10 protein-coding genes and 2 pseudogenes are annotated in these 15,264 nt (G+C 62.0%); 3 read left to right on the top strand and 9 right to left on the bottom strand.

Features of this window, described 5'->3' with window-relative positions:
• The first annotated feature begins 269 nt into the window (after positions 1-269).
• On the top strand, positions 270-1,541 hold the full coding sequence (gene codB, locus AB4N42_RS12635) for a cytosine permease (RefSeq protein ID WP_030142054.1): 1,272 nt from the start codon (positions 270-272) through the stop codon (positions 1,539-1,541).
• A gap of 12 nt (positions 1,542-1,553) precedes the next feature.
• Positions 1,554-2,802 (top strand): annotated as a pseudogene (gene codA, locus AB4N42_RS12630) (cytosine deaminase).
• A 157-nt stretch (positions 2,803-2,959) separates the two neighbouring features.
• Here codA and AB4N42_RS12625 read toward each other — a convergent pair.
• On the bottom strand, positions 2,960-3,979 hold the full coding sequence (locus tag AB4N42_RS12625; protein WP_460116265.1) for a diaminopimelate epimerase: 1,020 nt from the start codon (positions 3,977-3,979) through the stop codon (positions 2,960-2,962).
• A 180-nt stretch (positions 3,980-4,159) separates the two neighbouring features.
• On the opposite strand from AB4N42_RS12625, the gene AB4N42_RS12620 reads away from it, so the two are divergent.
• On the top strand, positions 4,160-5,311 hold the full coding sequence (locus AB4N42_RS12620; RefSeq protein ID WP_030142057.1) for an MFS transporter: 1,152 nt from the start codon (positions 4,160-4,162) through the stop codon (positions 5,309-5,311).
• A gap of 177 nt (positions 5,312-5,488) precedes the next feature.
• On the opposite strand, the pseudogene AB4N42_RS12615 reads toward AB4N42_RS12620, so the two are convergent.
• The 8 genes and pseudogenes from AB4N42_RS12615 to AB4N42_RS12580 form a co-directional block, all read right to left on the bottom strand.
• Positions 5,489-7,920 (bottom strand): annotated as a pseudogene (locus AB4N42_RS12615) (TonB-dependent siderophore receptor).
• Positions 7,921-8,018: 98 nt separating this feature from the next.
• Positions 8,019-8,990 (bottom strand): FecR family protein, encoded by a 972-nt coding sequence (locus AB4N42_RS12610; protein ID WP_030142059.1) that lies wholly within the window; start codon positions 8,988-8,990, stop codon positions 8,019-8,021.
• Between the two features lie 38 nt (positions 8,991-9,028).
• Complete coding sequence (locus tag AB4N42_RS12605) at positions 9,029-9,526, bottom strand: sigma-70 family RNA polymerase sigma factor (RefSeq protein ID WP_198795917.1); 498 nt, start codon at positions 9,524-9,526, stop codon at positions 9,029-9,031.
• A gap of 190 nt (positions 9,527-9,716) precedes the next feature.
• A complete protein-coding gene (locus tag AB4N42_RS12600) occupies positions 9,717-10,268 on the bottom strand; it encodes a baeRF3 domain-containing protein (RefSeq protein ID WP_460116386.1) in 552 nt (183 codons plus the stop codon).
• The gene (locus tag AB4N42_RS12595) at positions 10,190-10,894 is read right to left on the bottom strand and encodes a baeRF6 domain-containing protein (RefSeq protein WP_460116264.1); all 705 of its coding nucleotides are present in this window, start codon (positions 10,892-10,894) and stop codon (positions 10,190-10,192) included. Before AB4N42_RS12595 ends, AB4N42_RS12600 begins: the two co-directional genes overlap by 79 nt.
• Positions 10,895-10,904: 10 nt before the next feature.
• Positions 10,905-11,327, bottom strand: coding sequence for an HPF/RaiA family ribosome-associated protein (locus AB4N42_RS12590; RefSeq protein WP_198795915.1), 423 nt, complete (start codon positions 11,325-11,327; stop codon positions 10,905-10,907).
• Between the two features lie 308 nt (positions 11,328-11,635).
• Positions 11,636-12,007, bottom strand: coding sequence for a DUF6124 family protein (locus AB4N42_RS12585; protein ID WP_030142063.1), 372 nt, complete (start codon positions 12,005-12,007; stop codon positions 11,636-11,638).
• A gap of 507 nt (positions 12,008-12,514) precedes the next feature.
• Positions 12,515-14,983 carry a TonB-dependent siderophore receptor gene (locus AB4N42_RS12580; protein ID WP_460116263.1) on the bottom strand — a complete coding sequence of 823 codons (2,469 nt, stop codon included), beginning with the start codon at positions 14,981-14,983 and terminating at the stop codon, positions 12,515-12,517.
• Positions 14,984-15,264 lie beyond the last annotated feature (281 nt).

The raw sequence follows: 15,264 nt of genomic DNA, 5'->3' as shown, positions 1-15,264 counted from the left end.
GCGCATTCCCCTGTGGGAGCGGGCTTGCTCGCGAAGGCGGTGTGTCAGGTCCAGATACATTGACTGACACACCTTCGCGAGCAGGCTCGCTCCCACAAAAAACCGGATAAGCAGTGAGCGCTGTGTTCCAACTTGAATCACCGCCGCACCGCTTTCGCTCCTCGCAGCACACCCAACCCACAAATTGACTATAAATAACCAGCCCTCACCCGCTTGGCACGGCCGCTGCACGCTTGCGACTTTCCTTCTCCTACGCAAGGACCGCCACAATGACTCAGAACGATCCGGGCAATGACTATCCCTTGAGCGAAGTCCCGATGAGCGCTCGCAAGGGTTTGGCCTCCACGGCCATGGTGCTGCTGGGCTTCACGTTTTTCACCGCGACCATGTTTGCCGGCGGCAAGCTGGGCGTGGCGTTCGGTTTTGCCGAGATGCTCACGGTCATCGTCATCGGCAATCTGCTGCTGGGCCTTTATGCCGCGGGCCTGGGTTATATCGCCTTCAAGAGCGGGCTCAATTCGGTGCTGATGGGCCGCTTCTGTTTTGGTGAGGTGGGCAGCAAGCTCAGCGACTTGATCCTCGGTTTTACCCAGATCGGCTGGTACGCCTGGGGCACGGCCACCGCGGCGGTGGTGCTGGGCAAATATTTCGAATTGGGCCAGGGGACGGTGCTCGGGCTGATGGTGCTGTTCGGGCTGGGGTTCTGCGCCACGGCGTATATCGGCTATCGCGGACTGGAGATTCTTTCGTACGTCGCCGTACCGGCCATGTTGTTGCTGCTGATGCTCTCGATGTGGGTCGCGACGCAGAAGATCGGCGGCCTCGACGGGCTGCTGGCAGTCGTGCCCACGGGCAACCTGGACTGGTCGACGGCGATCACCCTGGTTTTCGGCACGTTTGTCAGCGGCGCCACCCAGGCGACCAATTGGACTCGATTCTCCCGTTCGGCGAAGGTCGCGGTGCTGGCGAGCCTGATCGGCTTTTTCCTCGGCAACGGCCTGATGGTGCTGATCGGCGCCTACGGGGCCATCGTCTATCAACAGCCTGACGTGGTCGAAGTGCTGCTGTTGCAGGGCTTCGCCATGGCCGCGATGGCGATGCTGCTGCTGAACATCTGGAGCACCCAGGACAACACCATCTACAACTTCGCCGTGGCCGGCTGCAACCTGCTGCGCACCCGTCGACGCAAGGCGGTCACCCTGGCCGGCGCGGTGATCGGCACGCTGCTGGCGCTGCTGGGCATGTACGACATGCTGGTGCCTTATCTGATTCTGCTCGGCACGGTCATCCCGCCGATTGGCGGGGTGATCATGGCCGATTTCTTCTTCCGCTGGCGCGGTCGTTACCCGCGCCTGGCAGAGACGCAGCTGCCAGCGTTCAACTGGCCCGGGCTGTGCGCCTATGGCGTCGGCACCGTGGCCGCTTTCAACTCGCCATGGATCGCACCACTGGTAGGAATCGCCGCCGGCGCGCTAACGTATGTGCTATTGATCGGCGTAACCGGCACTCGCACTGCTGACGCGCCCCTACAAGACCTCTAAAGGACTCGCCCGATGCACATCATCAACGCCCGCCTGCGCAATCGTGAAGGCTTGCATGAACTGCACCTGGAAAACGGCCTGATCGCCAGTATCGCCCGGCAGACCGAGGCCCCCAGCCTGGGGGCCGAAGACATCGACGCCGAGCGGCAACCTGGTCGTGCCGCCCTTCGTCGAGCCGCACATTCACCTGGACGCCACGCTGACCGCTGGCGAACCGCGCTGGAACATGAGTGGCACGTTGTTCGAGGGTATCGAGTGCTGGGGCGAACGCAAGGCCACCATCACCCACGAAGACACCAAGACCCGCGCCCGGAAAACCCTCCAGGCCCTCGCTGCCCATGGCATCCAACATGTGCGCACCCACGTCGACGTGACCGATCCCACACTCACCGCCCTCAAGGCAATGCTCGAAGTACGCGAGGAGAGCCGTCATCTGGTGGACATGCAGATCGTCGCGTTTCCCCAGGAAGGCATCGAGTCCTACCGCAACGGCCGCGAGCTGATGGAAGAAGCGATCCGCATGGGCGCCGACGTGGTGGGCGGCATTCCACATTTCGAGTACACCCGCGACCAGGGCGTCAGCTCGGTGAAATTCCTCATGGACCTGGCCGAACGCACCGGTTGCCTGGTGGACGTGCATTGCGACGAAACCGACGACCCGCACTCGCGCTTTCTCGAAGTGCTCGCCGAAGAAGCCCGCAGCCGCGACATGGGCGCCCGCGTCACCGCCAGCCACACCACCGCCATGGGCTCCTACGACAACGCCTACTGCGCCAAGCTGTTCCGCCTGCTCGGGCATTCGGGCATCAGCTTCGTATCGTGCCCGACCGAAAGCATTCACCTGCAGGGACGCTTCGACAGTTTTCCCAAGCGCCGCGGCGTCACGCGGGTCAATGAACTGCTCGAAGCCGGGATGAACGTGTGCTTCGGCCAGGATTCCATCGTCGATCCGTGGTACCCCCTGGGCAACGGCAACATCCTGCGGGTGCTCGAAGCCGGATTGCACATCTGCCACATGCTCGGCTACCGCAACCTGCAAAGTGCCCTGGACCTGGTCACCGACAACAGCGCCAAGGCCATGAACCTGGGCGAGCGCTACGGGCTGGAGCCTGGCCGTCCGGCGAACCTGCTGGTCCTCTCGGCCGACAGCGACTACGAAGTGATCCGCAGCCAGGGCCTGCCGCTCTACTCGATTCGCAACGGTGAAGTATTGATGAAGCGGCAGATGCCGGTGGTGGAGTTCGGGCCGCAGCTGGACTGAAATCACCAATACCTGCAGGAGCGAGCTTGCTCCGGGCGGCGATCCGACGATAGCGGTCTGTCCGTTGACAGCGATGTGACCGACCGGGCGCTATCGCGAGCAAGCTCGCTCCCACAGGGGACCTCAGTCGTGCACTGATTTTGCGCCCGCCGAATATCTACTGTGGGAGCGAGCTTGCTCGCGATGGGGTCATTGGCCGCGCCGCACCAAACAACCTCACCCGCACCAGCTCCCCCGCCTCTTCTTCCAGCAGAATCGGCGCAGTCCCGCCCGGCATTACGACCCTGACCACCCCCGCTTTCACCCAACCCACCCGCCACGCGGCACTGGCCACCGCGCTGGCGCTGGTGCCCGACGACGCGGTAGGACCTTCGCCCCGCTCGAACACCCGGGCGGCGATTTGTCCTTCGGCTTCGAGCCGCGCCCATTGCAGATTGATCCCTGCCAGACAAGGAACTCCCACCCCGCCCGGCGCCGCATAGGCAATGTCGGCCAGGACCCGCGACAGGGCCCGCGCGCGCATCTGCGCAAGGCTGGGCAACGCCGCCGCATCATCGAGCAAACTCACACAGTGAGGATTGCCGATGCGCACGAACTGGCTGTAGCCCCACGCCGTGTTCAACGCATGAAGCGCTGGAACACGGCTCACTTCGCACGGGCCGAACATCACGTTTTCGACACCATGGGCAGCCACGGCCCGTGGTCCGAACAGCGGCGCGCCCAGGTCCAACCAAAAACCCTGGACACCTTCGAATTCAGCAGCGCGAACCGAGGTCTGCACCGGTGAGACGCCTTCAGTTTTGTCGTGATGAACCTGCAGCAGACATTCACCGTCGCCCACCAGCAAACCTCGCTCCTGCAAGGCCATGGAAAAAATCGTCAAGCCATTGCCGCTACGCTCGGCAAGCGTCCCGTCGGTATTGACGATCAACACGTCAAACGGCGGTGCGTCCTGAAACGGGCCGATCAGCAGGCCGTCACTGCGATGAGCCTTGGCATCCGGCGGCGCTTCGCCCGGCGCCCATGCACAAAAAGCCTGCACGGCGGCAGCGCTCCAGGTTTCTCGGGTTTGCGCAGCCTGGGCAGCAGACGATGGCAGGTCGATCCCCAAGGCACGGACTTGCCGTGGCGAAACGACGCCATAGATATTGCCGCGTGCATCGTAGAACTGTGCCATGGACAAACCCGGATCGATCAACAAGGGCCGTTACTGTATGCCGGCGAAGACTACGAGGGCAAAGCTTGCCGGACACCCTGGCATTCGCGTCGGCACCTTGAGGTCGCAGTGAGGTCAGTGGATATGCAAGCATAGGCGCCTGCTCGCAACACCGTACCGCACGAAAGCCAAGGATGTTTCATGACCGCGATTACCCCTCCACCTACCTTTGCTCCAGGCCGCCTGGAACAGATGTCCACCCGCATCGCCTACCTCATCGCCGGGATCGGCATCGCCGCCTGGGCGCCGCTGGTGCCTTACGCCAAGGTGCGGGCGAACCTGGACGAAGGCACCCTGGGGTTGCTGTTGCTGTGCCTTGGGGTCGGGTCGATCCTGGCGATGCCGATTTCCGGCGCGCTGGCGGCACGGTTCGGCTGCCGTCGGGTGCTCAGTGGCGGCACGCTTTTGGTCTGCCTGGCATTGCCGTTGTTGGCAACGATGAGTTCCCTGCCATGGCTGGTGGCGGCGTTGTTTTTGTTCGGCGCCGGGCTCGGCACCGTGGACTCCACCGTGAACCTGCAAGCGGTCATCGTCGAGCGCGCCAGCGGCAAGACCATGATGTCGGGTTTCCACGGCATGTTCAGCCTCGGCGGGATCATTGGCGCGGCCGGCGTTAGTGCGCTGCTCGGCCTCGGGCTTTCGCCGCTGGCGGCGACGCTGGCGGTCAATGCCGTGCTGTTGGTGGCGCTGTTCAAGGCGGCGCCGCACCTGCTGCCCTACGGCAGTGAAAGTTCAGGTCCGGCGTTTGCCATTCCCCACGGCGTGGTGCTGTTTATCGGCATCCTGTGCTTCATCGTATTCCTGGCCGAAGGCGCGGTACTGGACTGGAGCGCCGTATTCCTGGCTAGCGAGCGCGCGGTGGATACCGCCTATGCCGGGTTGGGTTATGCCGCGTTTGCGCTGACCATGACCGTCGGCCGGCTGACCGGCGATTCGGTGGTGCATCGCCTGGGCGCCAAGCGCGTGATCATCTACGGCGGGTCGATCGCGGCGGCGGGTTTCCTGATCGCCACCGTCGCACCGATGTGGCAAGCGGCGCTGCTGGGTTATGCATTGGTCGGCGCCGGGTGTTCGAACATCGTGCCCGTGCTGTACACCGCCGTCGGCAAACAGACATTGATGCCCGAAGCCATCGCCGTGCCGGCCATCACCACCATCGGCTATGCCGGCATCCTCGCGGGGCCGGCATTGATCGGGTTTGTTGCCCATGGCAGTAGCCTGGGTATTGCGTTCGGGTTGATTGCACTGTCGTTGGTGGCGGTGGCGGCCAGTGGGAAGGTGTTGAAGGTCTGAGGTCTTGCAGATTTCCCCGTGGCGAGGGAGCTTGCTCCCGCTCGGCTGCGAAGCAGTCGTAAACCGATGTATGCGGTGTGCCTGAAGCTCCGCGTCCAGCAGGTTTTAGGGCCGCTTCGCGGCCCAGCGGGAGCAAGCTCCCTCGCCACAGGGGTACGCCTCAACCTTGGAGCTGGATCAAAACCCCACGCTCGCCTGCACGAAGAACGTACGCGGCGCGCCGACGTAGATGCCCGAGTTGTTGTCGCTGGAACGGGTGTAGTACTGGTGATCGAACAGGTTCTTGACCCCGGCGCCGACTTTCAGGTTCGACAATTGCTCGCCGAAGTCGTAACCGGCCCTTACGTTCCAGAGCATGTAGCCAGGCATGTCGCCATACCGACCATCGGCGTTACCGTCGGTGATGTAGTTGTCGCTGAAGCTGCCGTCAGGATTGACACTGTTGCCCGGTGAACGCTGCTTGGACTGGGCGAAGCCGTCGAGGTTGTAGGTCCAGCGATTGACGTCGTAGCGCAGGCCAACGGTGGCCACCTGGCGAGAGTAGAACGGCAGGTCGCGGCCCTTGAAGCTTGGGATATCCCCTTCATAAGTCGCGCGGGTGTAGGTAAAACCAGCACTGGCGGTCAGGCCCTCTAGGCGCGGGTCGAGCGCGGCCATGTCGTAGTGCACCGACGCCTCCAGGCCCTGGTGCTTGGTGGCGCCCATGTTGGTCCAGCCGACGTCGTTGCTGATGTACTGCAACTCGTCGTCGAAATCGATGTAGAACAGCGTCACTTCGCCGCCCCATACGTCATCGTTGTAGCGCGTGCCGATTTCGTAGGTCTTGGCCTTTTCCGGGCTCAGGCCATTGGCGGTGTTGTTACCTTCACCGCCCTGGCCCAATTGGAAATACTGCAGGCTGCCAAACGAAGTTTCGTAGTTGGCGAACAGCTTCCAGGCATCGGACAGGTGATACATCACGCTCAAGGCCGGCAGCGGTTCGTTGCTGTCGATGCTGCGGCGTTTTTCCTGCACGGGATTGCCGGCGGTGTCGAGCACCGGGCGGTCGTGCCATTCGGTGCTGATGCTTTCGAAGCGGATGCCTGGGGTGATGGTCCATTTGCCGACGTCGATCTTGTCATCGATGTAGACCGCGTGGGCTTCGGTGCCACCGGTGCGGTCCTGGTAGACGTGGCCATCGGAACCCGGGAGTACCACCGGTTCGTTGTTGCGCAGCGCCAGGCGGCTGGCCTCTTCGTGCATGCCTTCCTTGAGGTAGCGATAACCGACACTGGCTTCCTGGGTGGTGGGCCCGAAATCAAACACATGGGAAACCCGAGGCTCGATGCCGAAGGTGTAATACGTGCGCGGGTAGGACACCAGGTTGCGCTGGTCCCGGTTAGCGATGGTGCTGCCGCGGTAGCTGTCGGAGTAGTAGGTCAGCACCTCGGCCTGGGTGCGATCGCTGATCTCGCGAATCCACTTGAAGGACACGTCCTTGCGCCGGCCGCTGAAGTTGTCCCAGTCGCGGTCGGACTGGTACGGGTCGGCGTCGTACTGGGCCTGGGTCAAGCCGCCAGGCATGTCGGCCTTGGCGTCGTAGTAATGGAAATTCAACGAGAAGTCATCGACATCGGTCGGCGCCCAATGGGTCTTGAGAATGACGTCGTCGATGTCGTTGCCGTTATTGCTTTTGCGAAAACCGTTGCCGTTGACGCCGGAATACAACAGCGCCACGCCCAGGCCGTTGTCAGCGGTGCCGCCGAGAAACGCCGTGTCGATGTGCTTCCAGCCGCCGCGCTGGGATGTTTCCAGGGTGCTGCCGATTTCCCCGGTGGCTTTTTCAGGAATGGCGCGGGTGACGAAATTGATCACCCCTCCGACGTTCTGCGGCCCATAGCGCACCGACCCGGCGCCGCGCACCACGTCGATGCTGTCCAGGTTGCCGGATGAAATCGGCGCCATGGACAGTTGCGGTTGGCCGTACGGCGCGAACGCCGCTGGTACGCCGTCGATCAACACCGTGGAGCGTGGCGACAGGCGCGAGGTGAGGCCGCGCACGCCGACGTTCAGGGAAATATCACTGCCACCGGTGCCGTTGGCGTCCTGCACTTGCACACCGGGCACGCGACGCAGCACATCGCCAACGTTCATCGCGCCCTGCTCGACCATCGCCTCGCGACGGATCACCGTCCGCGCGCACGGCGTGGTTCTGCACCACTTCGGCATTGGCATCGCCGAGCCAGTCGCCAACCACCTGGATGTCGGTGGTGCCCAGTTCCAAAGGACCCGCCGTGGGCGGCCGGCAGAATGGTCACCGAGCCTTCATCGATCTGGTATTGCAGGCCGCTGCCCTGTAACAGTTGGCTGAGCGCCGCCTCCGGGGACAAGGTGCCTTCCACCGCCGGGGCTTGCTTGCCGGCCACCAGCTCCGGGCTGAAAAATACTTGCAACGAGGTCTGCTGGCCCAGCTGGCTCAGCGCCTGGCCCAAGGGTTGCGCCTGGATATGGATGGCTGTGGCGACCTGGTCGGCAAAGGCCTGGGGCAACCCGGCGCTGACAGCCAGGCTCAGGGCCAGCGGCAGCCAGCGTACGGGAAGGCGTTTGTTGTTTTTGGCGAAAGTTTTCACGTCGAACCTTGTCCTGTCGAATCGCAAGAATACGCGTCTGTTAATGCAAACCAGTTGCAGTTGGACAAGAAGACGAAGAACTCGAAAAAAACCTGAATCTATTTCGAAATTATTTCCTGGCTGCCGTCATCCAGCGTGCGCACGGCCACCGGCAGGATGTTTGGCAAGGCCTTGAGCAGCGCCTCGGGATTGTCCGAACGAAACACGCTGGTCAGGCGCAGGTTGCCCACCGATGCACTGGCAACCCGCAGGGGCTTGGCGCGATAACGGGACACTTCCTCGGCCACTTCACTTAACGGCGCATTGTTGAACACCAGTTTGCCGTTGCGCCATGCGGTGACTTCACCGGCATTGATCGCGTACGGCGCCGCGACCTTGCCCCGGGCATCGATCCGGGTGCCGAGGCCAGCCGTGAGGTTGACGGGCATGTCGCGACCCTGGACCCGGACGCTGCCCTGCTCCACCGCCACCCGGGAACCGTCGGCATCACGGCGCACATCGAAGCGCGTACCGGTAACCGTCACCTGGCCGTTGCCCGCGTCCACGGTGAACGGACGTCCCGTGTCATGCTCAACGCTGAACAGCGCCTCGCCCTCGACCAGTTCCACCCGGCGTTGGTGATGGGCGAACTGGACACGCACGTGGCTACGGCTGTTGAGGTCGATCGCCGAACCATCCGGCAAGGCGACATGCCGACGCTCACCGAGCGCGGTGGCAAATTCGCCGCTGTAATCGCCCGCAGCGTCCAGGCCACTGAACAGCCCCAACCCGACCGTCACCGCGAGCAACCCCGCGGCCACGGCAAAACGCAGCAGTGGTCGGCGCTTCGCACGTTCGGCGGGGCGTTCGCACAACGCTTGCAGACGCTCCTTGGGCAGCAGATCCGTCGCGCTCCAGATGCCTTGGAGCAGTTGAATCTCGTCGCGATGGTTGGGATGTTCGCTCAACCAGGCATCGAAACGCTGACGCTCCTCGACGCCCATCACCGGGTTTTGCAAACGCACGAACCATTGCGCCGCCTCGTCGCGAACCCTGCTCTGCCCGCACGGGCATTCACGGCTATCCATCATGGAAGGGTCCTGTGGCTCAGGTGGAAGAAGACGACGGGTCATTGTCCTGGCCCGTCCAGGCGATCCCGCAGATGGCGCAGGGTGCGGATCATATACTTTTCCACCATGTTTTTTGACAGCCCCAGGCGTTCGGCGATTTCCGCCTGGGTCAGGCCCTCGATCTTCTGCCAGACGAACACCGTGCGGCAGTTGGCCGGCAGTTCAGCCAGTGCTTGCTCGATGGAGTCCGCCAGTTGGATCGCGTGCATGTAGTGCTCCGGGTCGCTCGCAAGCGATGGGGTGTCGAACGCCACTTCCTCTAGGGCGCCCCGTCGATCTTCACGCCGATAGCCGTCCACCGCAATGTTGCGCGCCGTCTGGTGCAGGTAGGCCCGTGGCTGCTCCACTTGCGCCGAATCGGATTCGAGCACCCGCACGAAGGTGTCGTGGGCCAGGTCCTCGGCCTGCTGGCGATTGCGCAGGCGACGGGTCCAGGTGCCGATCAACTCTTCGTAATGCTCGAAAAAGCCGGGTCTGCGGGGCAGCTTGGGGATCATCGCGGCGCGCTGTGGGGACGGGATGTGAATAGTAATAGTTACTATTAATAGGAAGCAAACGCCGCCCGACCGGCTGGCACCAAAATAAAAGTGTGGGAGCGAGCCCGCTCGCGAAAGCGGTGTGTCAGTCAATAATTTTTATCGACGGTCGGTCCGCCTTCGCGAGCAGGCTCGCTCCCACAGGGGCAGGTCAGAACCGGCACACCGCCGCCGCTCCCGTGTCGGTCGGCATGACATGCTCGGGCGGCACCACGACGACCTCCCCGCCTTGGCGAGTCACGGCGAGGATCAGCTCATCCAGCACATCGGGTGCCTGCTCGTCGCCCGTCTCGTCAATCAGCAGCCGGCCTTTATCCAGGTCGAGCTGGCCTGGAACCTGGCGCTCCGCCTCCACCAGCAACAGCGCGACGCGGCCTTCCCAGGCGGCCTTGGCGATCTCCGCCAGTTTGTCCAGCGAACGCCCCTGCCCCACCGCGACGCCATAACGATTCAAGCTGTCGACAACGCGGTCAGCGTGGCTGTGGGCCATGAGTTTCGAGCAGTGCACACGCAACTCCTCCACACTCAATCGCGAAGGATCACCCTCGATGCCCTGCGCCAGTACGTTCGGGTTGTGACTGACGGCACGGAACACCGCCTGGTTCTCCGGCAGGGCCACCAGAATCATCGGCAGGCCCGACGGTTGCGAATGGTATTGCAGGATGGCTTTGTCCGCGGCGCGGAAGAACCGTTCGCGGTCCAGGTTGATTTCGTCCTGCTTACCGCCGCTGCGGCGGCCTCATGCATCATCGCATCGCCGCGTTCGCCGCTGCGGCTGAAACCATTGGGAAAGCCCTGCTGGTCACCCGGCGTCAGCTCGTCACCGAGCGCCTCGTTCTGGTTGCGCGGCACCTGTTCGGCCAGTTCGATTTTTTCCAACTGTTCCGAGGAGCCTTCATAGAGCCAGACCTCGTTGCGGGTCAGGCACAGCGCTTGATAACGCTCGGTAGACTGGACCAGGCGCAACAACGGCTTGAGGTAAGGATGGCTGTTGGCGAAGGCGCATTGCGGCACGCGCTGGCTCACCGAGATGACTTTGAAATAGTCACGGGCGCCAAACACTGCGATGCCGTCGCGGTTGGAATTCCAGAAACCCTGGTCCTCCACCAGCGCCAGGAATGGCTCGAGCAAAGGCGCGCAGTCCATGTCCGGGTGTTGCTGTTCCAGTTGGGTCTGCAGGTCGCGCACCAGGTTCTTGTAGCGGATCGGGTCCTGGCTGCGCTCGGGGAATGTGCGGTGGGTGGGCATGTACAGCGAAAGGCTCGGCTGTTCCTCGAACGCCAGGAGCTCGGCCAGTACTTGCCGGCTGAAGGGTTGATGAGCGGTCATGATCGCCTCCTTATTCTTTGCCACGAGCCTCTTGGTTTTCGAGGAAGTCTTCCTCCAGCATCGCGTCCACCATTTCGGGTGGCGCTTCATCGGTGGGTGCGGTCACACGCCCCATCGACTCGACGGCGGGGTTGAGCTTGCCGATCTGATGATCGAGCGCGTGCAGCATCTTCTCGGCGGCGCCCTCCACGGCCAGTTCGAGGCTCTCGGCCTTGTGGCTGACCGACATCGGCGAAAGTCCTTGCATGCGCGCCTCGATCTGGCAGCGCTTGTCGGCGGCGCCGCCCTTCTGGGCGTTTTCGTCGCTGACGTGGATTTCGATGCGGGCCAGTTGGTCTTCGAAACGCTGCAGCGCCTCCACCACCGTACTGCCAACCCACTCCTGCAGACGGGCACTGCCTTCGATATGGTTGCTGTTGACTTGAACTTGCATGATCGACTCCTTTGCAAAAGACGGCTGGCGCCGCCTGTTGTAGGTAGAAGAAGATCAAACGGGCGAAGTTCCCGGCGTGGGATGACTGGAGCCTGAGCGGCTGATGATGACCTCTGTGGGAGCGAGCTTGCTCCCGCTCGGCTCTGTAGGAGCTGGCGAAGCCTGCGATCTTTTGATCTTTGATCTTTGATCTTTCGCTCCAGAATGCATTGGCAGTGAAAAGATCGCAGCCTTGCTTCGCTCGGCAGATCCTACAGCGCAACCCAGCGGGAGCAAGCTCCCTCGCCACGGGGGCTACGGTGCTGCGGCTAGCGTGGAGGCTGGGGCGGCTCGATGTCATCCAGTGCTCGATTGGCCAGTAGCGTTCCCAGCTCGATCAATTGCTGAAGCCCCAACGCCACATGCCGCCGCGACCCTTCCAGGTCGAAGGCCAGGTCGTTGGCCATGGCATTGGCTGAAGCCAGGGTTTCGCTGAGGGTGGTCAGTATGGATTCGGTGTTGAGGCCCTTGGCCACGGTAAAGATCTGGCCGTCCTGGGTGTCGGGCTTGGCTGGCTTGTTGGGCGATAAATGGATGTCTAGAGCTCGATCGGCCGCTTCGCGACGTTCTGCTGAGTCGAGGCGGGTGTAGGCGGAGAGATCTTCGGCTTTTCTTGGGGGGTTGGGGGTGTTCTTGACCATCTTGAAACTCCTGACTTGATAGTGAGCTCACCCACCTCGTGACCAAACGAGGGTGGTGGGCTATACGCAGGTTGGTCAACCGGGAAGTCAGGCACCCGGCGCACTCGAGAGTGCCCCGCGCACAGCCCGCCGCAAAGCATACCGACAAAAGCGCCGAGATGCTGAGTTGCGCATGTGCGCCTGACTTCGAACAGGTGACCAAACCCGGTCGCTGATTTTGCAGCGACGGACAAAGCCTATCCCCACCGCTTCCGAACCACCAACCGACACGACTTGTCAGAAATTTCCGGCTCGCCACATTTTTTGTAGGAACACCCTCCCCCGTGGCGAGGGAGCTTGCTCCCGCTCGGCTGCGCAGCAGACGCCGCTTCTCAGCTCAGAAACTCTGGGGTCGCTTCGCAACCCAGCGGGAGCAAGCTCCCTCGCCACGGGTTTGCGTGTTCAGCCAGGTTGATCTCATAAAAAAAGACCCGCACTAGGCGGGTCGTTTTTTTGTTTTGGAGGAGATCAGAACTGCGGCGTGTACTTCACCGTGAACATCAAGTTACGCGGATCGCCAAAGTTGTTGTTGCCATTGAGCTGGTTGTAGGCCGGCGTTATGTAGGTCTTGTCGAACAGGTTGTTGGCATTGAGCGCCAGATCGATCTCTGACGTCAGCTTGTAGCCGACACGGGCGTTCCATACGGTGTAGCCCGGGATTTCACGATCATAGTCGTAAACCAGCGTGTGGCTTTGGGTGGTGAAGCCCAAGCCGGTGCTGACACGACTCCAGTCGCCTGTGAACTGGTAGTTGCCCCACACCCGCAGCATGTGTTTTGGCGTCCAGGTGCTGAAGACTTTGCCTTCGTTACTGTCGGTGTCTTTCAGGTACTTGGTGGTGTTGTAGGTGTAGCCCGCGAACAACTGCAAGTTGTCTACCACTTCACCGCTGATTTCAGCCTCGATGCCCTGGCTGCGCACGGTCCCAGACGCACTGGAGCAGTTCAAATCAGTACAGCCTGGAATTCTGACCGCACGGTTTTCATGATCGTAGCGAAAGACAGCCAACGAAGTGTTGACCCGACCATCCATCAACTCACCCTTGAGGCCAACCTCATAGTTTTTACCAACGATGGGCTTGAGCACCGAACCGCTAGGATCCAGGTTGGTCTGGGGTTGAAATACGTCCGTATAGCTGGCGTAAACCGCCCATTCGCGGCTCAGGTCATAGACGATACCGGCATAGGGCGTGACCACACCGGTTTCGGTTGAGTAGCTTGGCGTGTTGCGTGTAATTCCGGCTGCCATTTCAGTTTTCGACTTGTAGCTGAAGTCATACCAACTGACCCGGGAACCCAGGATCAGCGTCAGATCGTCCACTGGCTTGACGCGCCACGTGCCATAGACGCCTTTCTGCCGGATATCGTATTTGCTGAGAGTGCCCCGGCCGCCTGCGGCGATCAGACTGTCATAGCTGACGTCCGGGCGGTTGTTGTCCAGATCGAAGATCGTGTCGCTGCTGGCGTTGAAAGTCCGGGCGTATTTGTCATCCGTTTCCAGCTGGGAGAAGTTACCGCCGAGCATGACTTCCTGCTCCATCGACAGGGCTTCGAATTTGCCGACCAGGTTCATGTCCAGACCTACCTTGGTGGACTGGAAATCAGTCACGAAGTCGGCATATTGCACACCGGTGCCATCAGGATTGAGACCGACGAGGGCATTTTGCGTCCGCTGGTTCTTCGCCTGGTTATCCTCGCTCATGTACACGCCCCCCACCTTGAAGGCCCAGTCCTCATTGAAGCGATGCTCCAGATCGGCATAGTAGGTGGTGACATCGATTTCAGAACGGTTCCAGCGCGCGCCGGTGTAGGTGGAGCGCGACACGTCCGGCATCGAGCCATCGGCGTAGCGCGGCAAACCACGGATGTTGCCGCGCGACTCGCCATTGGATTGGCTGACCGCCAAGCCCAGGGTGGTGTCTTCGCTCAGGTCAACGTCCAGCGCGCCGTACAGCGAATGGGTCTTGCTCCAGGCATGGTCAACGAAGGAATTGCTCTGGTCTTCGTCGAGGACGATGCGGCCACGGACATTGCCAGCGTCGTTCAGCGGGCCGCCAGCGTCCAGTTGCAGCCCGTAGTGATCCCAGGAACCAGCCTTGCCGGTCAGGGTCACGGTCGGTGCGCTCTGGCCACGCTTGCGCACCAGGTTGACGGCGCCGCCGGGGCTGCCGGTGCCTTGCAGCAGGCCGGAGGCGCCACGGAGGATTTCCAGGCGGTCGTAGAAAATCAGGTCCTGGGTCGCCCAGTTGCCCAGCGAATAGGTGTTACGCGGAATCGGCACGCCGTCGTACTGCCAGTCGTCGATCTGGAAACCGCGCGACGACAGGATCATGCCTTGGCCGACGCCCTGCAGGCCGACGATGCCGGTGGTCTGGTTGACGGCGTCCTTGAGGTTGACCAGGTTCTGGTCATCCATCTGCTTGCGCGTCATCACGGTGATCGACTGGGGAATTTCCTTGAGGGTGTGGGTGCCCTTGCCGATCGTCACGGCATTGCTGGTGTACGAGTGGCTGCCTTCGGTCGTCGCATTCAACTGTTCGGCGTTGATCGTTGTCGCGCCCAGTTCCAGGCCCGCGCTGCCGGAACCCTTTACCAACATCAGCGTGTTGCCCTCGAGGCTGTGGCGCACGCCGGTGCCCTTGAGCAACTCGGTGATGGCTGCCTGCGGGCTCATCTTGCCGCTGACGCGATTGCTTTTCAGGCCGGCCAATTCGTCGGCGTTGTAGATCACTTGCTGGTTGGTCTGTTGGCCGAACGCTTGCAGCGCCTGCGGCAGCGGCTGCGCAGGGATATTGAGGCTGACGTCCTCCGCCATCACCTGGGCGCTCAACGACAATGCACCGACCAGACCCAGGCCCGACAACACCCGGCGCGAACGCAGGCCGCGAGACATGACCAGTGCCTTGAACAGCGGTTTCAACTCATGAATTGCCGACATCGTGCTCTCTATTATTGGTAGAAGTGAAAAGTCCATGGGGGCCGAATGGCCTGCCGTTCGCCAGCACGGTTTAGCGGCTGACCGGCCCCTCCCCGGGCACGGTCATCCGGCTGGACGACAGCGAAATTTTTCCTGGACACAACCGGCGCCTGGGCTGCCCTGCCCGAGCCGATTTGCCCGCATACCCTAGTAAGACGCAGCACCTGGGAAAAACCGGAATGAGTTTATTTATCATTCGCGAAAAAAAATAAAAAAAGCCGGCGCTTGTCGGCGCCGGCCTT

The sequence above is a fragment of the Pseudomonas sp. H2_D02 genome (assembly GCF_054677635.1).
This window is presented reverse-complemented; position numbering and strand designations above follow the sequence as displayed.

Coding starts and splice junctions, on each gene's coding strand:
- AB4N42_RS12590 (WP_198795915.1), bottom strand. CDS start 11,327: ATGCAAGTTCAAGTCAACAGCAACCATATCGAAGGCAGTGCCCGTCTG.
- codB (WP_030142054.1), top strand. CDS start 270: ATGACTCAGAACGATCCGGGCAATGACTATCCCTTGAGCGAAGTCCCG.
- AB4N42_RS12580 (WP_460116263.1), bottom strand. CDS start 14,983: ATGTCGGCAATTCATGAGTTGAAACCGCTGTTCAAGGCACTGGTCATG.
- AB4N42_RS12620 (WP_030142057.1), top strand. CDS start 4,160: ATGACCGCGATTACCCCTCCACCTACCTTTGCTCCAGGCCGCCTGGAA.
- AB4N42_RS12610 (WP_030142059.1), bottom strand. CDS start 8,990: ATGATGGATAGCCGTGAATGCCCGTGCGGGCAGAGCAGGGTTCGCGAC.
- AB4N42_RS12595 (WP_460116264.1), bottom strand. CDS start 10,894: ATGACCGCTCATCAACCCTTCAGCCGGCAAGTACTGGCCGAGCTCCTG.
- AB4N42_RS12625 (WP_460116265.1), bottom strand. CDS start 3,979: ATGGCACAGTTCTACGATGCACGCGGCAATATCTATGGCGTCGTTTCG.
- AB4N42_RS12585 (WP_030142063.1), bottom strand. CDS start 12,007: ATGGTCAAGAACACCCCCAACCCCCCAAGAAAAGCCGAAGATCTCTCC.
- AB4N42_RS12605 (WP_198795917.1), bottom strand. CDS start 9,526: ATGATCCCCAAGCTGCCCCGCAGACCCGGCTTTTTCGAGCATTACGAA.